Origin of the sequence: Nonomuraea sp. NPDC052116 (genome assembly GCF_040680035.1) — a bacterium.
Taxonomy (GTDB): Bacteria; Actinomycetota; Actinomycetes; order Streptosporangiales; family Streptosporangiaceae; genus Nonomuraea; species Nonomuraea angiospora_A.
Map to the genome: position 1 here is coordinate 194,538 of NZ_JBFAWA010000015.1, position 21,362 is coordinate 215,899.

A 21,362-nucleotide genomic window follows, 5' to 3' on the forward strand; every position below is an offset into this window, starting at 1 on the left:
CATCACCGGGTCCTGGCGGCCTGGAGTTCAGCCCGCAGGGCCGGCGTGAGCGCCTGCCCGGCCCTGTCCACCAACAGCGTCATCTGGTACGCCACCAGGCCCATGTCACAGTCCGGGCCCGCGAGCACCGTCAGCACGGAGCCGTCGCTGATGGCCATGACGATGAGCAGGCCGCGCTGCATCTCGACGACGGTCTGCGTCACAGAGCCGCCCTCGAACACCCTGGACGCTCCCACGGTCAGGCTCAGCAGGCCCGCGGAGACCGCGGCGAGCTGGTCGGCCCGGTCCGGCGGAAAGCCTTCGGAGGCGGCCAGGCACAGGCCGTCGGCCGATACGACGACGGCATGCGCGACTCCGGGCGTGTTACGCACGAAGTCGGTGATCAGCCAGTCGAACCTGTTCGCCTCGTGGCTAAGGGTTGTCACGCATCCTCCCCGACGGGACGCTCACTCACTCTGTTCCTCCTGTCCACGTACTTCCTGGCGGCCCCGTCGCACACCCTGCTGGTAGCTGGCCATCCGGCTGCGCAGCCGCTCCGCCGAAACGGGCGGCATCGGAGCCGGCCGCTGCGGCTGCTGCGGCTGCGCCTGCTGGTTCGCCGTTCCGGGAACCAGATTGGCCTTGGGGGTGCGCTTCGGGAGCCCGGCGGCGGTCATGCCGCCGAGGCTGGGCTCGGCGGCAGCGGCCGCCGCGCGCCAACCGGCGTCGGCCGCCGTTCGCCACGCTTCCTCCCCAGAGGGTACGGCTTGCGAGGGCTTGTCCTCACCATCTCCGGTCACCTGCGGCGCCGCCTCCTCCGGCGGCCTGCGGAACCAGGCGGACTCCACCGCCGCGAAGATCGGCAGGAACTCCTCCTGCTCCGGCTCCATCGGCGACACCTCGACCGAGGGCGTCGGGTCGGGCCGGCGCACGTCGTTCGTGGGGTACGACTGGGGCGGCGGAGGCGTCTGGAACGCGCCATTTCCGGATGGGTAGGAGCCCGTGCTCGGGAGCGACGGGTAGACGTTGGAGTCGAACGCGGATGGCTGCCTGCGGTAGGAGCCGCCGTCGGTGTCGGCGGTGAATCCGTTCACGCCCGCCCTGCCGGGGTCCGAATGGTACGGCCCGCTGTCGAACGAGCGCGGTCCCGGCGGTGTGCTCTCGGAAGTCTGGAAACTGTGCCTGGGAGCGGGTCCGTCGGGACGCCGGCCGCCGTCGAAGGAGTCGAAGCTGCCGAACGACTTGAACGTCCCGTTCTGCAGGGGCGGGCCCGCCTGGGTGGGCACCGTACCGCCGCCGAACGCGGGCCGCTGCGGCAGCGGCTGCTGCTGCGTGCCGTCCACGATCAGCGTGGGCGGGAGCAGCACCATCGCGATCAGACCGGCGCCCTCGCCCCTCCTGAGCTGGACCCGGATGCCGTGGCGCAGCGCCAGGCGGCCGACCACGAACAGGCCCATGCGCCGGGAGACCGACACGTCCACGACGGGCGGCTCGGCCAGGCGGCGGTTGGCCTCGGCCAGCTCCTCCTCGGTCATGCTGATGCCGGTGTCGCTCACCGACAGCAGCGCGCCGCCGCCCTCGATGAGGCTGCTGGTGACGACGACCTGGGTGTTGCTCGGGGAGAACTGGATGGCGTTCTCGACCAGCTCGGCGACCAGGTGGACCAGGTCGTTCGCGGCGCTGCCGAGCACCGAGGTGGCCCGGTGCACCTTGACCTGGACGCGCTCGTAGCCCTCGACCTCCGACAGCGCGGCGCGTACGACGTCGACCAGCTTGGCCGGCTGGCTGCGCCGGCGGGTGGCCTCGTGGCCGGCCAGGACGAGGAGGTTCTCGGAGTTGCGGCGCATGCGGGTGGCCAGGTGGTCGAGCTTGAACAGGTCGGCCAGCCTGGTGCCGTCCTGCTCGCCCTTCTCCAGGCCGTCGATCAGCGAGATCTGCCGCTCGACCAGCGTCTGGGTGCGGCGCGAGAGGTTGACGAACATCGAGCTGATGTTGCTGCGCAGATCGGCTTCCTCGCCCGCCAGCCGCACCGCCTGCTGGTGCACCTGGTCGAAGGCCCTGGCGACCTCGCCGATCTCGTCGTTTCCGTCGACCTCGATCGGCCGTACCTCGCCGACGGACGCGTCACCGCTGGCCCGCAGCCGGTGCACCACGTCGGGGAGCCGGAACCCGGCCACCTCCAGCGCCTCGGTACGCAACCGGCGCAGCGGGGTGACCATGGAGCGGGCGATCGCCACGGTGAGCAGCAGGACCAGCAGCAGCAGCGCCAGGATCAGGATCCCCGCGACGATCGCGTTGCGGATCTCGGACTCGCGCAGCTCCTTGCTGCGCAGGCTCACCTGGCCGGCCAGCTCCTTCTCGATGCCGTGCAGCACGTCGACGGCCACGGAGTTCTCGTTGAACCACTGCTCGCGGCTGCCGTTGGCGGAGATCAGGTTGTCGCTGATCCGCACGCCCGGCGCCCGGCCGCTGGCCAGCGTGATCGCGCGCGCCTTGGTGAGCTGGACGTTGACGTACTCGGGCTGCGAGGTGAGCGCCTTGGACAGCTGGAGCCCGACCTCGACGCCGGCCTCCGCGCCGACCTGGGAGATGTCGCTCTGCTCGCGGGCGTTGGAGGCGATGAACTGCTCGACCTCCTTGGCGTCCACGCGCGCGCTGTCGTAGGAGGCCTGGAGCAGCTGGACGCGCTGCCGGGAGACCTCCTCCTTGGCCGCGGCGAGCGCGCTCAGCGCGCGGAACTGGCCGATGATCTGCGGGTCTTCGGACAGCAGGCTCAGCTCGTCGTGCAGCTTGAGCAGGGTGTCGGTGAGGAAGTCGTACCTGATGGTCTCGGTCTGGCCCTCGGCGCGGATCCTCGGCAGCCGGCCCAGGTCGTACTTCACCTGCTGGGCGGCCTTGAAGATGCGGGGGCCGTAGGAGTCGTCGATCGTGTCGAGGTCGGTGTTCACGGTCTTGACGAGCGTGTCCACCGCGGCCTTGCGCTGCGCGAGCGGCTGGGCGAGCTTCTTGCGCATGGCGCGGTTGGCGCCGATCCAGCCGCCCGTGTCACGCTCCAGCCCGATCGCCTGCAGCAGGTCGCGGATATGGGCCGCCTGCTCCGCCCCGGTCGCCGTGCGGTCGTAGTCGCCGATGCTCTGCACCGATCCGACGACTCGCGCTCCCCCGAGCACGACGCCGGCCATGGTGGGCACCAGGATCAGGGCGGTGAGCCGCCACCGTACGCGCCAGTTTCTCAGGCCCAGGCGTGGCAGTGGCCGCTTTCCGCGGTCCCGCTTCACGGCTGGGCCGCTGTCGGAGTTCCCCGTCACTGCTTCCGCTACCCCTCAATCGTCCCGTCCCCGACGGGCCTTCAAGCCGTCCACAAGGTATCCGCAGGTTCTGACTTACCGGGCATTTCGGACACAATCGTTACACATGTGACCGGTAGTCGTGTGCTGTTGGTTATCGCAGTGCGGCAAGGACTTGATCGCGGACTTGTGCCCTCTGCGCGGCATCGCTGAGGGGGCGACCGGCGCGATCCACGACATAGAAGACGTCCACCGCCTCCGCGCCGAGAGTCTCCACTCGAGCGGCCCTCACGTCAAGACCACACTCGCCGAACGCCCGTCCGATACGCCACAGGAGCCCCGGCCTGTCATGGGCTCTGACTTCCACCACGGTGGCGGTCGCGGAGGCGTCGTCGACCAGTGTCACCCGAGGTGGAGCCACAGGTACCCGGGGCGGCCGCATGGCCCGCGCACGGCGGGCCAGCCGCTGCTCGATGTCAAGACGGCCAGCAAGGACGAGGCGGAGATCGGACTCCAGCGTCGCGGGGTCGGGCGGAGAGCCGTACTCGGGGATGACGGAGAACTCGATCACCGCGGTGGAGCCCGCGGAGGCGGACGAGGCGGAGCGCACGATGAGCCGGTGCGCGGACAGCACGCCGGCGGCGCTCCAGAGCAGCCCCACCCGGTCGGGGGCGACGACCGTGACGGCTCCCCCGTTGACGCGGACGGCCCCGCCGCCGTGCCGGGCGAGCGCGGTCTGATCGGCCGACAGGGTCGGCGGCTTGGGCGGCGGCGAGCCGGCCAGCACGGACCTGACCCGGCGCACGAGGTCGGCGACGAGCCCGGCCTTCCAGCTGTTCCAGGCGGCCGGCCCGGTCGCGTTGCCGTCGGCCACCGCGAGCGCGGCCAGCAGGTCGAGGACCTCACGGGTGCCGACGGTGGCGGCGACCTTCTCGATCGTGACGGGGTCGTCGAGGTCCCTGCGGGTTGCGGTCTCGGGCAGCAGCAGGTGGTGGCGTACGACGGTGGCGAGGGTGTCGACGTCCTGCGCGGGCAGGCCGATGCGGGTGGCGATGTCGCGGACCACGACCTCGCCGGTCGCCGAGTGGTCCCCGGGCCAGCCCTTGCCGACGTCGTGCAGGAGCGCGCCGATCAGCAGGAGGTCGGGACGGGAGACCTCGCGCGTGTGGCTGGCGGCGTTCGCGGCGGCCTCGATCAGGTGCCGGTCGACCGTGAAGCGGTGGATCGGGTTGCGCTGGGGACGGTGGCGTACGCGTTCCCAGTCAGGAAGCAACTTGACAAGGATGCCCGCCTGGTCGAGCTCCTCCCACACGGGCACGGCGGCGCGGCCCGCGCCGAGGATCGACACCAGCGAGTCGCGTGCCTCCTCCGGCCACGGCACCGGCATGGGAGGCGACTGAGCTGCGAGCACGGACACCGTCGCGGGGGCGAGCGGCAGCCCGGAGTCGGCCGCCGCGGCGGCGGCGCGCAGCACCAGCACGGGGTCCTTGCGCGGGTCGATCCCCCTGGCGAGCACCACCTCGCCGCCGTGCTCGACCACGCCGTCCGCCAGCGGGCGGCGGCCTCGGGGAGCGGGGCCTGACACGAGTCTGTCAACGGTGCGCCAGGTGCCGTCGAAGGCGTGGGAGATGGTACGGCCCGCCTCGGCGAGCCTGCGCATGAGCGCCTCGGCGTCGAGCAGGCCGAGCACCCCCGCCACGGCGTCCTGCTCCTGCAGCACCAGCCGGTCGGTGCCGCGGGCGGTGACGACGTGCAGCGCGTGCCGCACGTCGAGGATGAACTCGTACGCCTCGCGCGCCCTGGGGCCGGGCGCCGACGCGACCCAGGCGGCCGCCACCGCCTGCATGGCCTGGACGTCGCGGAGGCCGCCGCGCCCGTCCTTGAGGTCGGGTTCGAGCAGGAAGGCCAGCTCGCCGCTCACCTGCGCCCGCTTGTCGGCCGCGTCACGCAGCTCGCCGAGGCGGCGCCGGGAGTCGGCCCGCCACTCGGCCAGCACCGCTTCCCTGGCCTTCCTGGTCAGCTCGGCGTCGCCGGCCACGTGCCGGGCCTGGATGAGGCCGAGCACGGCCTTCAGGTCTTTCCTGGCGACGGTCACCGCTTCCTCGACCGTCCGCACGGAGTGGTCGAGGTTGACCGCGGAGTCCCAGACCGGATACCAGATCCGGTCGGCGATCCTGGCCACGTCGGCCCGGCCGTTGTGCAGCAGGACCAGGTCGAGGTCGCTGCCTGGTGCCAGTTCGCCCCTCCCGAGGCTCCCGACGGCGACCAGTGAGACGTGGTCGCCGTCGCTCGCCGTGCGGAAGAGATCCTTGAGCCAGCGGTCGGTGTCCGCGGTCCGCTCCTTGCGGGCCGCGGCGTACGAACGGGCCTCTCCCCTCAATGCTGTGCCCCCTTGCTGGGCTCTGCCCGGACGCCGTCGTCCGGGCGTCGCCGTGGATCCGTCGTTTCGGCCGAGCCCCGCCGGGTCACAGGGCCTCAGGACCCCGCTCTCCCGTGCGAACACGGACGATGGTGTCCACCGGGACGGACCAGACCTTGCCGTCGCCGATCTTGCCGGTGTGCGCCGCCTTGACGATGACGTCGATCACGTCCTCGGTGTCATCCTCTTCGGCGAGGACCTCCAGGCGGACCTTCGGCACCAGGTCGACCTGGTACTCGGCGCCGCGGTAGACCTCGGTGTGGCCGCGCTGGCGGCCGTAGCCGCTCGCCTCGCTGACCGTCATTCCCTTGATGCCGAACTGCTCCAGTGCGGCCTTCACGTCATCGAGCTTGAAGGGCTTGATGATCGCCGTGATGAGCCTCATGCGTCCACCTTCTTAGCTGCCGGGGCGGTGGGCCCGTTGGGGGAGGTCACGCCGGAGGCGTAGACCGTGCCGAGGTCGTACCCCGTCTCGGCGTGCGCGGTGACGTCGATGCCGGTGCGCTCGTCGTCGACGGTGATCCGGAAGCCCATCGTCTTGTCGATGATCTTCCCGAGAACCCAGGTGATGACGAAGGAGTAGCCGCCGACCGCGACCGGGCCGAGCACCTGCAGGCCCAGCTGGCCGAATCCGCCGCCGTAGAACAGGCCCTTGCTCTGCTGGTCGAGGAAGGGGTACGCGGCCAGGAAGCCGAGCGAGACGGCGCCGATGACGCCACCCACCAGGTGCACGCCGACCACGTCGAGGGAGTCGTCGAAGCCGAGCTTGTACTTCAGGCCGACGGCGTAGGCGCAGAGGACACCGGCGAGCAGGCCGATGAGCATCGCGGCCCACGGGTCCACGAAACCACAGGCGGGAGTGATGGCGACCAGGCCGGCGACCGCGCCGGAGGCGACGCCGAGGCTGGTGGCGTGCCCGTCGCGCATCTTCTCCACGACGAGCCAGGCGCCCGCGGCGACCGCGGTGGCGATCTGGGTGTTCATGAACGCCAGGCCGGCCGTGCCGTCGACGGCCAGCTCGGAGCCGGCGTTGAAGCCGAACCAGCCGAACCACAGCAGGCCCGCGCCGAGCAGGACGAACGGGAGGTTGTGCGGCCGCATCGGCTCCTTGCGCCAGCCGGTGCGCTTGCCGAGCACGAGACACAAGGCAAGGCCCGCGGCACCGGCGTTGATGTGGACGACCGTGCCGCCCGCGAAGTCCTCGATGCCCATCGTGTTGAGCCAGCCGGTGCCCCACACCCAGTGAGCGATCGGGAAGTAGACGATCGTCGCCCAGAGGATGGAGAAGAGGATCCACGCCCCGAACTTCGCCCGGTCCGCGATCGCGCCGCTGATCAGCGCGACGGTGATGATGGCGAAGGTCAGCTGGAAGGCGGAGAAGACCAGGCTCGGCATGCCGGTGCCGTCGTCCTTGGTGGCCGTGTCCACCAGGCTCTGCAGGCCGAGTGCGTCGAAGCCGCCGACCACGTTGTTGATCGCCGAGCTTGCGTTGTCGGTGAACGCCAGCGAGTGTCCGAACAGCACCCAGGCGATGGTGACCGTGATGATGGCGCCGAACGACATCATCATCATGTTCAGGACACTCTTGGCCCTGGTCATGCCCCCGTAGAAGAAAGCGAGACCCGGAGTCATCAGCAACACCAGCGCGGTGGCCGCGAGCATCCAGGCTGTGGTGCCGCTATCGATCTTCACGACGCGACCCTCCTTACATGTGACGTGTGGCCACAGCGTGTTCGTCCGGGGTTTCATGACTCGACCAGGCGTGTTTCACATTCGTGAATCTCGCCACACTGGTGTTTCGGACGCGTTTCGGTGTTCTCACTCCTCCCATTTCGGATCAGCAATATCAGCCGTGAGATACTTAGGTTTGCCTAACCTTCGATCAAGGAATGCCGAATGCGTCTTCGCCTGGCCGTCGCCGCCATGCTCCCCGTCCTCGCCCTCGCCGCCTGCGGCACTTCCACGTCCTCGCAGGAGGCGGGACCGACCCGGACCGTCAAGCACGCCATGGGCGAGACGAAGGTGCCGATGACCCCCAAGCGGGTGGTGGTGCTCGACACGGACAAACTCGACACGATGGTCTCGCTCGGCCTGGCGCCCGTCGGCGCGGCGCAGGCCTCCCAGAACCAGAAGTGGCCCGCCTACCTCGGCTCGGCCCTGTCGGCCACCAAGGCGGTCGGCACCACCCAGGCCCCCAGCATCGAGGCCATCATGGCGCTCAAGCCGGACCTCATCCTGGGCAGCAAGTTCCGGCAGGAGGCCTTCTACGACAAGCTCAGCAAGATCGCGCCGACCGTGTTCACCGAGAAGGTGGGCATCACCTGGAAGGACAACTTCCTGCTCGACGCCGAGGCGCTGGGCAAGAAGGACCAGGCCCAGCAGCTGCTGTCGGGTTATGAGACGCGGGCCAAGGAGGTGGGCACGAAGTTCTCGAAGCTGAAGGTGAGCATCGTGCGGTTCATGCCCACCGAGATCCGTATGTACGGGCCCGAGTCCTTCAGCGGCATCGTGGTGGGTGACGCGGGCATCCAGCGGCCCGAGGCGCAGAAGCTGGCCGACCAGGCCGACAAGCGCTTCGGCAAGCTGAGCCAGGAGAACATCGCCCAGGCGGACGCCGACGCGGTCTTCTACACCGCGTACGGGGAGGCGGCCGTCAAGTCGCAGACCACGGTGACCGGCGGGCCGCTGTGGAAGAACCTCGGCGCGGTCAAGTCGAACAACGCGCACAACGTGGACGACGAGATCTGGATGACCGGAATCGGCGTCACGGCGGCCGGCAAGATCCTGGACGACCTGGACAAGTACCTCACGCCGCTGGCGTCGTAGGCCGCGTCAGGCGTACCCGGTCGCCTTTCCTGACCCTCCCGGGCCGCACCACTCGCGCGTACACTCCCGCGCAGGGCTGCGGCCCCATGTCGAACACGGGCACCCGGTTGTGCCTGGCCACCGTGCGCAGCGCGTCGGCATCGCGCCCGAGGCTCCCGTGTTCGAGCGTCGGCACCGCGCAGCGCGGGCTGGCCACGATCACCGCCAGCACCACCTCGTCACCGATGCGCAGCTCGCGTCCCACCCAGTCGTTCTCCACGAACCCCTCCGCCTCCGTCCCGATCACCAGGTTGGGCCGGTAGCGGAGGGCCTCGACGGTGCCACGCGGGCCGAGCGCGCCGATCCGCGCGACCGCGGAGGTCGTGATGAGGTGGATCGGGGCGAAGTCGAAGAACGTCCCGGCGGGCGAGGCGCCGCCGAGCGTGCCAACGGTGTGGGGGACCTCCGCCTCGATGCCCTCGGCCAGCACCCGTTCCGGCACCGAACGCTCGAACTCGGCGCCTTCCGGAGGCACATCGATCAGCCGCACCTCGCGCCCGAGCAGCGTCGACAGCTCCGCGTCGCCGGGGACCCCGGTGCCCTCGATCGCGAGCAGTCCGCGCCAGAGGCGGGGGTTCTTGGCGCTGGCGATCTTCCCGGTGGCGACGTCGAGCACCGCCCGCGCGCGGTCCCCGGCCAGCCCGCGCTCGGTCACCTCGCTCTCGGCCAGCTCCTCCCCCAGCATCGACTTGACGGGGTAGCGCCGCACGGCCTCCAGATACATGGGGCGATCTTACGGCTGCGCCCAGAACCGCCTCAGATGCGGCACCAGCTCATCCGCCCGATCGTCGGGGAAGAACAACCGCCCGCCCTCGATCTCGACGATCTCCTTGACGCCGGGGATCGTGTCCCGCAGCCACCGGGCCCAGCTCACGTCGAAGAACACGTCTCCCGTGCCCCAGACCAGGAGCGTCGGCACGGTCAGCACGGTGAGCTGCGGCTCGATGGCGATCATGTCCTTGGCGTCGATGGAGGTCAGCAGGCGCTCGAAGGCACGGCCGCCATCGGGCTTGGCGAAGATCGGCCGCAGGTACGCCTCCACCAGCGCCGCCGGGTCGTCGATCCGCTCGTAGCCCTCGCCGTACGCGGTCTGGGCCAGGAGCTCCGGCTGGTCCAGGACGAGCGCGGTGAGCGGGGCGAGCTCGCCCTTGGCGGCCAGGTCGACCGTGGGCTCGAACGCCTCGGGCGGGGTGTTGGTGTGGACGTCGCAGTTGGTGAGGGTGAGCGTACGCAGGCGCTCGCGGTGGCGTACGGCGAAGACCTGGGCCACGGCGCCGCCGGTGTCGTTGGCGACGAGATCCACCTTGGTGAGCCCGAGCCCTTCGCACAGCTCCTCGACGGCCTCGGCCAGCGCGGGGATGGACAGATCGTCACGCGGGGCGCTGCCGCCGTGCAGCGGCAGGTCGATGGCCACGCAGCGGCGCTCGTCGCGGAACGCGGCGATGACGTTGCGCCACAGGTACGAGCTGGTGCCGACGCCGTGCACGAACAGGCTGACCGGCCCGTCCCCCACGTCGACGTAGCTGATGCCCTCCATGGAACCCTCCTCGGGCAGATTACAAACCGACTGTCGGTCTATGAAATTACCGACTGACGGTCGGTTTGTCTACAGTGGGTCCATGAACCTCAAGGCGGAACGCGGCGCGGCCACCCGCGACAGGGTCCTGGCGATCGCCACGCGGCTGTTCGCCGACCGGGGCTACGACGACACCTCCATCGAGGTGGTGCTGCAGGAGTCGGGGCTGAGCCGGGGGGCGCTGTACCACCACTACGCCGGCAAGGACGCCCTCTTCGAGGCGGTGCTGGAGGCCACGGAGTCGGCCATCGGCGGCAAGATCCTGGCAGCCGTCCGCGGCATCACGGACCCGGCGGCGGCCCTCCGCGCCGGCGTGCTGGCCTGGATCTCACTCGCCGGGGACCCGGTCATCCAGCGCATCGTCCTCATCGACGCGCCCGCGGTGATGGGCTGGGAACGGTGGCGGGCCATGGAGGAGCGCTACTCGTTCGGAATGCTGAAGGCGGCGCTGGGGGCCACGGGGGCGGTGCCGGCCGAGTTCCTGGACCTGCATGCGCACATGCTGCTGGCGGCCGTCAACGAGAGCGCCCTGATGGTGGCCCGCGGCGGCGACCACACCACCGCGGTGGCCGCCGTCGAAGAGTTCCTCCGCCGCCTCCTCCGGCACTGAAGTCCGGCGCCTCGGCCAACGCGGGCCGCCCGCCGTCGAAGGCGCCGGGCTCCACCGCACACCGACCCACCGACGCGGCGCAACAAAAGCGCGGCGGCACCGCTCCGGCGCACCACGCACCGGGGTCGACGCCCGCGATTACGACATCCCGGCCAAGCACCGCGACGCCAAGCGTCGTTACGACCGACGTGCCACACCACCACGCCCACCCGCTCCCGTCACCTCGAAGCGCCGCGTCGGCGAGACGTGGGACGGCAGGGCCCGGCGCCCACCACAGCGCCCAGCCCGACAACGCCCGCACGCCAGGCAGCGCCCAGCCCGACAACGCCCGCACCCCGGGCAGACCCGGGGTCAGGCGTGGGTGGGGCCGGTCAGGCGGCTGCGGTGGCCATTTTGCGGAGGCGGGCCAGGGCGTCGCGTTCGATGCGGCGGGCGCGGTCGCGGCCGATGCCGTAGCGTTCCCCGACCTCCGTGAGCGTGTGCTCGCGCCCGTCCACCAGCCCGTACCGCCACCGCAGCATCTCGCTGGTGTCGCCCTCGAGCCCCGTCAGCCACTGGTCCAGCCGCTCGCGCTCCAGGATGTCGATGGCCTGCTGCTCGGGATCGGCCCACGTCTCGTCGGCGATCATGTCGCCGAGCTCCGTCTCGTCCTCGTCGCCCACCCCGAGCTGGAGCGAGACCGGGTCGGAGGCCCAGCGCCGCAGCTCGCGCACACGCTCGATCGGCAGGTCGAGGATCTCGGCGAGATCGTCGTCCGTGGGCTCGGCGTCGAACTCCGCCAGTATGTCGCGGCGGACCCGCATCAGCCGCGTCATCTGCTCACCCGCGTGCGTGGGCAGGCGCACCGGGCGGGCCTGCTCGTGGATGGCACGCCCCACCGACTGCCGGATCCACCACGTCGCGTACGTGGAGAACTTGTACCCCCGCCGGTAGTCGAACTTCTCCACTGCCCTGACCAGCCCCAGGTTCCCCTCCTGCACCAGGTCGATCAGGGGCATCCCCCGCCCCGAGTATTTCCGGGCCACCGCCACCACCAGGCGCAGGTTGGCCTGGATGAACTCGTCCTTCGCCCGCTGGCCGGAAATGGCCAGGCGCTCCAGCTCCTCGTCGGCCGCGTCCCCGATGCGCGGCTCCGAGCCCCCACTGTCGAGCAGCTGCTCGGCGAAGAGACCCGCCTCGATCCGCTTGGCGAGCTCCACCTCTTCCTCCGCCGTGAGCAGCGGGACCCGGCCGATTTCGGCCAGATATGTCCCCAGCAGATCGCGCTCAGCGATGTGCTGCTCCTGCGTGCGACTCCCCGTAGGCCTTGCCATCCCCTGGCACCTCGTTCCGCAGCTGCGTTCTATATCCGGCCAACGTGCGGCCAGACGCAAAGATTCCCTAAAGCAGTACGTCGCTGGGATGGTTCTGGATGTCCTCCTAAAGGAGGAGACCGCCGCGAAACACCTGGTGAACGAGGGGGACGCCGGGCCGGTAGGCAAGGTGTACATAGGAGGGGGCATCGAGCACGACGAGGTCCGCACGGGCCCCGGGCCGTAGCCAGCCTACGTCCGCACGCCGCAGCGCGCGCGCCCCGCCGTACGTCGCCGCCCTGATCGCCTCCAGCGGCGTCATCCGCATCTCGCGGACGGCCAGCGCCACGCAGAACGCCATCGACGACGTGAACGACGACCCCGGGTTGCAGTCGGTCGCCAGCGCCACGGTCGCCCCCGCGTCGATCAGCCGCCGGGCGTCCGGGTACGGCGACCGCGTCGAGAACTCCGCCCCCGGCAGCAGCGTCGCCACCGTGCCCGACGACGCCAGCGCGTCCACGTCGGCCGGCGTCAGATGCGTGCAGTGGTCGGCCGAGGCGGCGCCCAGCTCGCACGCGATGCGCACGCCCGGCCCCTCCCCGAGCTGGTTGGCGTGCACCCGCACCCCCAGCCCCGCCTTGAGCCCGGCGCCCAGGATCTCGCGCGTCTGGTCGCCGTCGAAGGCCCCGCGCTCGCAGAACACGTCGACCCACCTGGCGTGCGGGGCGCACGCGTCGAGCATCTCCCCGGCGACCAGCCGCACGTAGGAGTCGGCGTCCATGCCGGCCGGCACGACGTGCGCCCCCAGGAACGTGGTCTCGCCGGTCAGCCCGGCGGCGATCTCCAGCGAGCGCCGCTCGTCCTCGACGGTCAGGCCGTACCCGCTCTTGATCTCGACGGTCGTGGTGCCCTGGGCCAGCATCTCGTCCACCAGCGCACGCGCGTGGGCGGCCAGCTCGGCGTCGCCGGCCTGCCGGGTGGCGGCGACCGTGGTCCTGATGCCGCCCCCGGTGTACGGCTCGCCGGACATGCGGGCCTGGAACTCGGCCGTCCGGTCACCGGCGAAGATCAGGTGGGCGTGGCTGTCCACGAAGCCGGGGATGACGGCGCGGCCCTGGACGTCCACCCGCTCGTCGGCGTCGGGGGCCTGCGCGGCGGGCCCGGCCCAGGCGACCAGGCCGTCCGCCACGACCAGCGCCGCTTCGGGGATCTCCTCGCGCTCGGGGTCGCCGGTGTACAGCGAGCCGATCCCGTCGATCAGCGTCGTGCTCATCTCACCCTCCGTATCGCCTCTGCCAGCAGGGATCCGACGTCGCCGAGCCGGTGCCGCCCGTCCGTGACGACGCGGCGGCCGCCGGAGACCACCGAGTGCACGTCCGCCGCCGTGGCCGCGAACACGACGGCCTCCGGCCCGCCCGCGCCCGCCGTGCGTACGGAGTCGAGCCGTACCGACACCAGGTCGGCCCACGCGCCGGGCACCAGCAGCCCCGCGTCGGGGAAGCCGAGGGAGGCGTGACCCGCGACGGTCGCGGCGGCGAGCAGGTCGGCGGCGCTCCAGTTGCCGCGCTTGCCGCTGCGCAGCCGCTCGTCCAGCTCGACCCCGCGCGCCTCCTCGAACAGGTCGATCACGGCGTGGCTGTCGGAGCCGAGCGTGATCTGCGCGCCCCGGTCGGCCGCCGCCCTGGCCGGGCCGATGCCGTCGGCGAGGTCGCGTTCGGTGGTGGGACACATGCAGATGTGTGTGCCGGACTGGGCGATCAGCTCGATGTCCACGTCGGTCAGGTGGGTGGCGTGCACGGCGGTCGAACGGGGCCCCAGGGCGCCCCGCTCGTGCAGCACCTGGACCGGCGTGGCCGCGTACATCTCCACGCAGGCGGCGTTCTCGGCCGGCTGCTCGGACACGTGCATGTGCAGGGGGCCCGCGTGCCGGTGGGAGAACTCGGCCACGACCGGCATCTGCTCCGGCGGCACCGCGCGCACGGAGTGGATGGCCGCGCCGATCTCCACGTCGGGCTGCCCCTCGTAGGCCGCCGCCAGGTCGTCGGCCCTGACCGCCCAGCGCTCGGCGTCGCCGTCGGTGAAGCGCAGCTGCGCGCCGGTGAGCGGGGCGCCGATGCCGCCGGTCAGGTAGCAGGTGTCGAGCAGCGCGATGCGCAGGCCCGCCTCGCGGGCCGCGCGGACCAGCGCGTGGCCCATCTCGTTGGCGTCGTCGTACGGGCGGCCGTCCGGCCCGTGGTGCAAGTAGTGGAACTCGCCCACGCAGGTCACCCCGGCCAGCGCCATCTCGGCGTAGACGGCCCTGGCCAGATGGAGGTAGGAGTCGGGCTCCAGCGCCCCCGCCACCTCGTACATCCGCTCGCGCCAGGTCCAGAAGTCGCCCTTGCCCTCCTGGGCGGTGCCGCGCAGCGCGCGGTGGAAGGCGTGGGAGTGGGCGTTGGCCAGGCCGGGAACGGTGATCCCCGGCAGGCGCTCGGCCGTGCCCGGCGGGCCCTGGCCGACGCTCGCGATCCGCTCGCCCTCGACCTCGATGAGCACGCCGTCGGCGACCCCGCCGGGGAGCCAGGCCTGTTCGCACCAGTAGGTCAACGGCACAGGTCCTCCAGCACGTCCGCGAGTGCGACGACTCCCGCCTCGCAGTCTGCCCGCTCGGCGTGCTCGTCGGGGGAATGGGACACGCCGGTGGGGTTCCTGACGAACAGCATCGCGCTCGGGACGCCCGCCGAGGCCAGGATCCCCGCGTCGTGGCCCGCCCCCGTGGGCAGGACGGGCGCGGGCGTGTCGCCTCCCGCGACCCCGGCCAGGCGGTCCCTGAGCGGCACGTCGAAGTCGACGACCGGCGTCCACGACTCCTCCCGCACCGTGGCCCCCGCCTCCTCGGTCAGCTCGGCGACGAGGGCGCGCACGGCGGCCTCGTCCGCCCCGCGGGCGTCGAGCCACGCCGAGACCAGGCCGGGGATGGCGTTCGCGTTGCCCGGCGAGACGCGTACCTTGCCGACCGTGGCCACCACGTCGCGGCGCGCCGCGGCCGCGCGGGCGGCCAGCACCATGCGGGCGAACGGCAGCATCGGGTCGTCCCGGTCGGCCAGCCGGGTGGTGCCCGCGTGGTCGGCCCGGCCGTGGAAGTCGAAGCGCCAGCGTCCGTGCGGCCAGATCGCCGCGGCCACGCCCACCGGCCGGCCCTCGTGGACGAGCGCCTGCCCCTGCTCGACGTGGAGCTCCACGAAGGTGCCGACCGTGGCGAGCGTCTCGTCGTCCCGCCCCAGCTCGTACGGCGCCCGCCCGGCCTTCGTCATGACGTCGGCCAGCGTGTCGCCGGAGTCGTCGGTGAGCGCGAGGGCCCGCTCCGGCGCCAGCACGCCCGTGAGCAGCCTCGACCCCATGCACGGCACCCCGAACCTGGCGCCCTCCTCGTCGGTGAAGCAGGCCACGCCGACCGGCCTGGCCGGTGTGGTCCCGCGCTCCCTCAGGAGGTCCAGGGCGGCGAAGGCCGACACGACCCCGAGCGGACCGTCGTACGCGCCGCCCTGCCGTACGGAGTCGAGGTGACTCCCGGTCACCACGCCGGGGTGGCCGGAAGGGTCGCCCCACCATGCCCAGAGGTTGCCGTTGCGGTCTTCGCGCAGGTCGAGCCCCCGTCGCCCGGCCTCGCCCGCGAACCACTCGCGTAGCTCCATGTCAGCGGCCGACCAGGCGTCCCTGACGTAGCCCCCGGTCGCCGGATCCCGTCCTATGTGCGCGAGTGGTTCAAGCATGGCCCCACTGTAGTGAATGGATCCATTCAGTTGACAGGCCCTCCCCTGGGACGGAGGGTCAGCTCGGTGAGGTGGGCGTCGGGGCCCGCGGTGACGGCGGCCAGCACGGCCCGCGCCACGCTCTGCGGCGTCAGGTACTTCTCGGGCTCGAACTCGCCGCCCTCGTAGCTACGCAGCTCGCGCTGCATGTCAGTGGCCGTCCGGCCCGGGTAGACGGTCGTCACCCTCAGCCGCGGCTCCTCCAGCCGCAGCGCGTCGGCGAACGCCTTCAGCGCGAACTTGCTGGCCGCGTAGGCGCCCCACTCGGGGTTGGCCCGCTGCCCCGAACCCGAGTTGACGCAGACCACGTGCCCCTCGGCCCGGCGCAGGGCGGGCAGCAGCAGCCGGGTCAGCTCGGCGACCGCGACGACGTTCACCTCCAGCGTCTCGCGCCACGCGGCGGCGGGCAGGTCGGCGATCCGGCCCATCCGGTTGATCCCGGCGGAGTGCACGAGCACGTCGAGCCGTTCGATCCCGGCGACGTCCGCCTCCGTGACCCCCGTCAGCTCCGCCGGCCAGACCCGCGCGGCGGGCAGCCCGGCCGCCACGGCGGCCAGCGACTCCTCGTCGCGGCCGTTGAGAATCACGTGGTGCGTGGGGCCCAGCGCCTCGGCCACGGCCGCGCCGATCCCGCGCGAAGCGCCTGTGACCAGCGCAGTCGGTCGTTCGTTCATGGAGATCAGTTTATTGATGTTGACGGATGCTCAAATTTGAATACAAACTTGTTCTCATGTCTGCTTCGACGCGCATCCTCATCCTCGGCGCCCTGCTCGACGGCCCCATGAACGGCTACGGGGTCCGGCGGCGGCTGGAGGTGATAGGCGCCGACCAATGGGCCAACGTCGCCTTCGGGTCGATCTACCACGGGCTGAGCAAGATGGCCGACGAAGGACTCCTGGCCGTCGTCGAGGCGGGCAAGGGCGGCAAGGTCGTCTACGAGTTGACCGAGCACGGCCGCGAAGAGTTCCACCGGATGTTGCTGACCGCCTGGCACGAGATCAAGCCCATCGTCGACCCGTTCCAGGTCGCGCTGACGTTCATGGATCGGCTGGAAAAGCAGGAGATTCTGCAGGCGCTGTATGCGAGGATGCAGCAGCTCAGAATGAGCGTCGAGATCCTTGGACATGCCGTCGGCGCCAAGCAGCGCTACGGCGCTCCCCAGCACATCGACGAGAACCTCCGCCTCAACAGAGCCATGGTCCAGGCCCAGCTCGACTGGGTCGAGAAGGCCATCGAACGGGTTGAGGCCGACGAATTGCCCTAAGGAGCTGAACCCCCCAATGATCATTCAGGCGCAGGGCCTGCGAAAGACGTTCACCACCAGGAGCAGGAAGGGCACGCAGACCGTCGAGGCCGTCCGCGGGGTGGACCTCGAGGTCGCGCAAGGCGAGATCTTCGGCGTGCTCGGCCCCAACGGGGCCGGCAAGACCACCACGATCAGGATGCTCTCCACGCTGATCGCCCCCGACGCGGGCACGGCCACCGTCGCGGGCCACGACCTGCTCAAGGAGCCGAGCGCCGTCCGGCGCAAGCTCGGGTACGTGAGCCAGGCCGGCGGTGTCGAGGACACCACGAGCGCCAGGGCCCAGATCATGATGGCCGCCAAGATCCACGCCATGGCCGACCCGAAGCAGGCCACCGCGGAGGTGCTGGAGCGCTTCGACCTGACCGAGATGGCCGACCGCCCCGGCCGTACCCTGTCGGGCGGGCAGAAGCGGCGCGTGGCCATCGCGATCGGGCTGGTGCACAACCCGCCGCTGCTCTTCCTCGACGAGCCCACCACCGGCCTCGACCCGCAGAACCGCGCCAACCTCTGGGACCGCATCAGGCAGCTGCGCGAGGCCGGCACGAGCGTGCTGCTCAGCACCCACTACCTCGACGAGGCCGACGCGCTGTGCGACCGCCTCATGATCGTCGACCACGGCCAGGTCGTGGCCGAGGGCACCCCCGGGGAGCTCAAGCGGGAGGTCTCCGGCGACGTGATCACGCTCAGGGTGGACGACCCGGAGCGGGCCGCGGACACGCTCAAGCCGTACGCCCGCGAGACCCGCGTCGACGAGGACCTGCTGCGCGTCTACGTCGACGACGGCGAGCACACGCTGCCCGCGCTGCTGCGGGCCCTTGAGGAGCAGGGGCTGGGGCTGAGCTCGATCGCGCTCGACCGCTCCACGCTCGACGACGTCTTCCTGGCCAAGACCGGCCGTTCCCTCCGCGACACCGGAGCCGCCTCATGATCCGCCACACCGTCCTGTTCACCGGCTACGAGCTGAAGAAGTCGTTCAGCAACCCGATCTGGCCGCTGTTCGGCATCATGCAGCCGGTGCTGTACCTGCTCATGTTCGCGCCGCTGCTCAAGTCGCTGACGCCGGGCGGCTCGACGGTGGACGCGCTGCGGATGTTCACGCCGGCGTCGATGATGATGATCGCGGTCTTCGGGGCGCTGTTCTCGGGGTTCGGGCTGATCGCCGACCTGCGCAACGGCTCGCTCGAACGGTACGCCGTCAGCCCCGCCTGGCGGCCGGCCATCGTGCTCGGGCGGGTGGCCAAGGACATGGTCGTGCTGGTGTGCCAGGCGATCCTCGTGCTCGTCGTGGCCATCGCGATGGGCGTGCGCATCGGGGCCGTCGAGCTGCTGCTGGTGCTGCTGCTCATGGCCGCCACCGGGCTGTTCGCCTCGGGGCTGTCCCAGGGGCTGGCGCTGACCGTACGCGACGAGAACGGCATGTCGCAGACGCTCAACCTCTTCATGCTGCCGATCATGCTGCTGGCCGGGCTGTTCATCCCGATCTCGTACGCGCCCGGCTGGATGCAGACGCTCGCCCCGATCAACCCGCTCTACCACGCGGTCGAGGCGGGGCGGGCGCTGTTCGCCGGGCGGTTGTCGGACTCGTCGATCCCGATCGCGTTCGCGGTGTTCATCGTGCTGGCGCTGCTCACCACGATCTGGTCGATGCGCTCGCTACGCAGGATCGCCGGGTAGGAACGTACCGGTCTCGTCGGTCATCCGCTCGTACTCCTCGAGCCTGGCCTGGGTGCGCAGCGGCGCCGCGTCGGCCATGGCCTCGACCAGGGCCATGGCCAGGGCGAGCGGCGCCGCGTGCGAGTCGAACACGAGCCGGTCGCCGACGGGGGCGTCCAGCACGACCTCCGCCGGAAAGTCCGACTTATCCGTTATAGCCGCCACCCGCAGCCCCATCTTCTCCGCGTACTCCAGCGCCTGCACGGCCTCCGCCGGATACCTCGGCAGGACCACGGCCACCACCCACTCCGCGCCCGCCCTGCGGGCCGCGTGCAGCCCGTCGACCAGCTCCGACCCGCCGTGCGTGAGCAGCCGCACGTCGGGATGGATGCGACGGGCGTAGTAGGCGAAGGTGGTGGCCAGCCCGCAGGAGACCCGCAGCCCCACGACGGGCAGCGGCTCGGTGGCGGCCAGCTGCTCGCCGAGCTCCTTGAGCGGGAAGGCCGCCAGCCGCTCCCTGACGATCGCGAGGTTGCGGATCTCGCAATCGATGGCCCCGCGCAGCAGGCTCTCCTGCGGCTCCGCCACCGTCGCGCCGCCCAGCACGAGCGGGCGCAGCGCCTGCCGCAGCTCGGGATATCCGGCGAACCCCAGCACCATCGCGAACCGGGTCACGGACGGCTGGCTCACCCCGGCCCGCTCGGCCAGCTCCACGCTGGACAGGAAGATCGCCTCATCGAGATGCTCGGTGAGGTAGTGCGCGATCCTCCGCTGCACGGGCGACAGCCTCCGGCCATCCAGCAGCACGCTCAGCCCACCGTGATATCCGTCCGCCACGCCACCTCCAACGCTTCCCACCCCGCATTCTCATCCCACCACCCTCACGACCCCCACCAGATGGGTGGCGGAAGCGCGGTGGGTCAGGATTCGCGCATCGGGATGCGGACGCCGCGGGCGGCGGCCACGTCGGCGGCCTCCTCGTAGCCCGCGTCCACGTGCCGCATGACCCCCGTCCCAGGGTCGTTGGTCAGCACGCGATTGAGCTTCTCCCCCGCCAGCGCGGTCCCGTCGGCCACCGTCACCTGGCCGGCGTGGATGGACCGGCCGATCCCGACCCCGCCCCCGTGGTGGATGGACACCCAGGCGGCCCCCGAGGCCGTGTTGAGCATGGCGTTCAGCAGGGGCCAGTCCGCGATCGCGTCCGACCCGTCCGCCATCGCCTCCGTCTCGCGATACGGCGAGGCCACGGAGCCGCTGTCGAGGTGGTCACGCCCGATCACGATGGGCGCCCGCAGCTCGCCCGAGGCCACCATGTCGTTGAAGCGCTCCCCCGCGACGTTCCGCTCGCCGTACCCGAGCCAGCAGATCCGCGCGGGCAACCCCTGGAAGTGGACCTTCTCCCCGGCCTTCCTGATCCACCGGGCGAGTCCCTCGTTCTCGGGGAAGAGCTCCAGGATGGCCCGGTCGGTCGCGGCGATGTCGGCGGGGTCCCCGCTCAGGGCGGCCCACCGGAACGGGCCCTTGCCCTCGCAGAACAGCGGCCTGATGTACGCGGGCACGAACCCCGGGAAGTCGAAGGCCCGCCCGTAGCCGGCCAGCTGCGCCTCGCCCCGGATGGAGTTGCCGTAGTCGAACACCTCCGCCCCGGCGTCCTTGAACCCGACCATCGCCTCCACGTGCCGCGCCATCGAGGTCCGGGCCCGCTCGGTGAAGCCGGCCGGGTCCTTGTCCCGCTCCGAGGCCATGTCCTCGAAGGCGACTCCCAGCGGCAGGTACATCAGGGGGTCGTGCGCCGAGGTCTGGTCGGTGACGATGTCGATCTCAGCCCCGCGGGCGAGCAGGTCGGGCACGGCCTCCGCGGCGTTCGCGACGACCCCGATGGACAGGGGACGGCGCTCGTCGCGCGCCGCGTACGCCAGCCGCAGCGCCTCGTCCAGCGACGACGCCTCCACGTCGAGGTAGCGGTGCTCGATCCGCCGGGTGACCGAGCGCGGGTCGCAGTCGAGGCAGATCGCCACCCCGCCGTTCATGGTGACGGCCAAGGGCTGGGCTCCGCCCATCCCTCCGAGCCCGGCCGTCAGCGTGATCGTCCCGGCCAGCGACCCCCCGAAGCGTTTGGCCGCCACGGCCGCGAACGTCTCGTACGTCCCCTGCAGGATGCCCTGCGTGCCGATGTAGATCCACGACCCGGCGGTCATCTGCCCGTACATGGTGAGCCCGGCCGCCTCCAGCCGCCGGAACTCCTCCCAGTTGGCCCAGTCGGGCACGAGGTTGGAGTTGGCGATGAGCACCCGGGGCGCCCACTCGTGGGTGCGGAACACGCCCACCGGGCGCCCCGACTGGACCAGGAGGGTCTCGTCGCCCTCGAGCGTCGTCAGCGTCCTGACCATCGCGTCGAACGACGCCCAGTCACGCGCGGCCTTGCCCGAGCCGCCGTAGACGACCAGCTGCTCGGGGTGCTCGGCGACCTCCGGGTCCAGGTTGTTCTGGAGCATGCGGAGCGCCGCCTCCTGCGGCCACCCCTTGGCGGTGATCGTCGTGCCTCGTGGCGCGCGCACGCTGCGGCTCATCGTGACCCTCCTGA

Annotated in this window: 19 protein-coding genes; 5 read left to right on the top strand and 14 right to left on the bottom strand. The window is 71.3% G+C overall.

What is annotated here, in order from left to right; genetic code table 11:
• Positions 1-2 precede the first annotated feature (2 nt).
• The 5 genes from AB0L65_RS28225 to AB0L65_RS28245 form a co-directional block, all read right to left on the bottom strand.
• A complete protein-coding gene (locus AB0L65_RS28225) occupies positions 3-425 on the bottom strand; it encodes a roadblock/LC7 domain-containing protein (protein WP_185071483.1) in 423 nt (140 codons plus the stop codon).
• Positions 426-446: 21 nt separating this feature from the next.
• Positions 447-3,257, bottom strand: coding sequence for a nitrate- and nitrite sensing domain-containing protein (locus AB0L65_RS28230; protein WP_364250886.1), 2,811 nt, complete (start codon positions 3,255-3,257; stop codon positions 447-449).
• Between the two features lie 163 nt (positions 3,258-3,420).
• The gene (locus tag AB0L65_RS28235; protein ID WP_364250888.1) at positions 3,421-5,646 is read right to left on the bottom strand and encodes a [protein-PII] uridylyltransferase; all 2,226 of its coding nucleotides are present in this window, start codon (positions 5,644-5,646) and stop codon (positions 3,421-3,423) included.
• Positions 5,647-5,731: 85 nt separating this feature from the next.
• Positions 5,732-6,070, bottom strand: coding sequence for a P-II family nitrogen regulator (locus AB0L65_RS28240; protein ID WP_350730200.1), 339 nt, complete (start codon positions 6,068-6,070; stop codon positions 5,732-5,734).
• Positions 6,067-7,377: an ammonium transporter gene (locus AB0L65_RS28245; RefSeq protein WP_364250891.1), complete on the bottom strand. Its 1,311-nt coding sequence runs from the start codon at positions 7,375-7,377 to the stop codon at positions 6,067-6,069. The genes AB0L65_RS28240 and AB0L65_RS28245 overlap by 4 nt, the downstream gene beginning before the upstream one ends.
• A 204-nt stretch (positions 7,378-7,581) precedes the next feature.
• On the opposite strand from AB0L65_RS28245, the gene AB0L65_RS28250 reads away from it, so the two are divergent.
• The gene (locus AB0L65_RS28250; protein WP_364250894.1) at positions 7,582-8,511 is read left to right on the top strand and encodes an iron-siderophore ABC transporter substrate-binding protein; all 930 of its coding nucleotides are present in this window, start codon (positions 7,582-7,584) and stop codon (positions 8,509-8,511) included.
• Here the strand turns inward: AB0L65_RS28250 and AB0L65_RS28255 are convergent.
• Both AB0L65_RS28255 and AB0L65_RS28260 read right to left on the bottom strand, forming a co-directional pair.
• On the bottom strand, positions 8,492-9,274 hold the full coding sequence (locus AB0L65_RS28255; RefSeq protein ID WP_364250897.1) for an MOSC domain-containing protein: 783 nt from the start codon (positions 9,272-9,274) through the stop codon (positions 8,492-8,494). The two genes, AB0L65_RS28250 and AB0L65_RS28255, sit on opposite strands and share 20 nt — an antisense overlap.
• 9 nt (positions 9,275-9,283) lie before the next feature.
• Complete coding sequence (locus tag AB0L65_RS28260) at positions 9,284-10,087, bottom strand: alpha/beta hydrolase (RefSeq protein ID WP_364250900.1); 804 nt, start codon at positions 10,085-10,087, stop codon at positions 9,284-9,286.
• Positions 10,088-10,169: 82 nt separating this feature from the next.
• Here AB0L65_RS28260 and AB0L65_RS28265 point away from each other — a divergent pair, with 82 nt between their 5' ends.
• The gene (locus AB0L65_RS28265; RefSeq protein ID WP_364250903.1) at positions 10,170-10,736 is read left to right on the top strand and encodes a TetR/AcrR family transcriptional regulator; all 567 of its coding nucleotides are present in this window, start codon (positions 10,170-10,172) and stop codon (positions 10,734-10,736) included.
• Between the two features lie 371 nt (positions 10,737-11,107).
• Here the strand turns inward: AB0L65_RS28265 and AB0L65_RS28270 are convergent, their stop codons facing one another.
• The 5 genes from AB0L65_RS28270 to AB0L65_RS28290 all read right to left on the bottom strand — a co-directional run bounded on the left by AB0L65_RS28270 (position 11,108) and on the right by AB0L65_RS28290 (position 16,493).
• Entirely contained in the window at positions 11,108-12,049 is a 942-nt protein-coding gene (locus AB0L65_RS28270; RefSeq protein ID WP_357742941.1) for a sigma-70 family RNA polymerase sigma factor, read from the bottom strand.
• A gap of 106 nt (positions 12,050-12,155) precedes the next feature.
• Positions 12,156-13,301 (bottom strand): imidazolonepropionase, encoded by a 1,146-nt coding sequence (hutI, locus tag AB0L65_RS28275; protein WP_364250906.1) that lies wholly within the window; start codon positions 13,299-13,301, stop codon positions 12,156-12,158.
• A complete protein-coding gene (locus AB0L65_RS28280; protein WP_364250909.1) occupies positions 13,298-14,620 on the bottom strand; it encodes a formimidoylglutamate deiminase in 1,323 nt (440 codons plus the stop codon). Before AB0L65_RS28280 ends, hutI begins: the two co-directional genes overlap by 4 nt.
• Positions 14,611-15,780: an allantoate amidohydrolase gene (locus tag AB0L65_RS28285; RefSeq protein WP_364250912.1), complete on the bottom strand. Its 1,170-nt coding sequence runs from the start codon at positions 15,778-15,780 to the stop codon at positions 14,611-14,613. Before AB0L65_RS28285 ends, AB0L65_RS28280 begins: the two co-directional genes overlap by 10 nt.
• A gap of 26 nt (positions 15,781-15,806) precedes the next feature.
• Complete coding sequence (locus AB0L65_RS28290) at positions 15,807-16,493, bottom strand: SDR family oxidoreductase (protein ID WP_364250915.1); 687 nt, start codon at positions 16,491-16,493, stop codon at positions 15,807-15,809.
• A 56-nt stretch (positions 16,494-16,549) separates the two neighbouring features.
• Here AB0L65_RS28290 and AB0L65_RS28295 point away from each other — a divergent pair, with 56 nt between their 5' ends.
• From AB0L65_RS28295 to AB0L65_RS28305, 3 genes are read left to right on the top strand one after another with little or no spacing between them, the layout of a single operon-like run.
• Entirely contained in the window at positions 16,550-17,083 is a 534-nt protein-coding gene (locus AB0L65_RS28295) for a PadR family transcriptional regulator (protein ID WP_364250919.1), read from the top strand.
• Between the two features lie 16 nt (positions 17,084-17,099).
• Complete coding sequence (locus tag AB0L65_RS28300) at positions 17,100-18,053, top strand: ATP-binding cassette domain-containing protein (protein ID WP_364250922.1); 954 nt, start codon at positions 17,100-17,102, stop codon at positions 18,051-18,053.
• Entirely contained in the window at positions 18,050-18,799 is a 750-nt protein-coding gene (locus AB0L65_RS28305) for an ABC transporter permease (RefSeq protein WP_364250925.1), read from the top strand. The genes AB0L65_RS28300 and AB0L65_RS28305 overlap by 4 nt, the downstream gene beginning before the upstream one ends.
• Here the strand turns inward: AB0L65_RS28305 and AB0L65_RS28310 are convergent.
• Entirely contained in the window at positions 18,779-19,615 is an 837-nt protein-coding gene (locus tag AB0L65_RS28310) for a MurR/RpiR family transcriptional regulator (protein ID WP_364250928.1), read from the bottom strand. The genes AB0L65_RS28305 and AB0L65_RS28310 overlap by 21 nt on opposite strands.
• Before the next feature lie 83 nt (positions 19,616-19,698).
• On the bottom strand, positions 19,699-21,348 hold the full coding sequence (gene hutU / locus AB0L65_RS28315) for a urocanate hydratase (RefSeq protein WP_364250931.1): 1,650 nt from the start codon (positions 21,346-21,348) through the stop codon (positions 19,699-19,701).
• Positions 21,349-21,362: the final 14 nt, after the last annotated feature.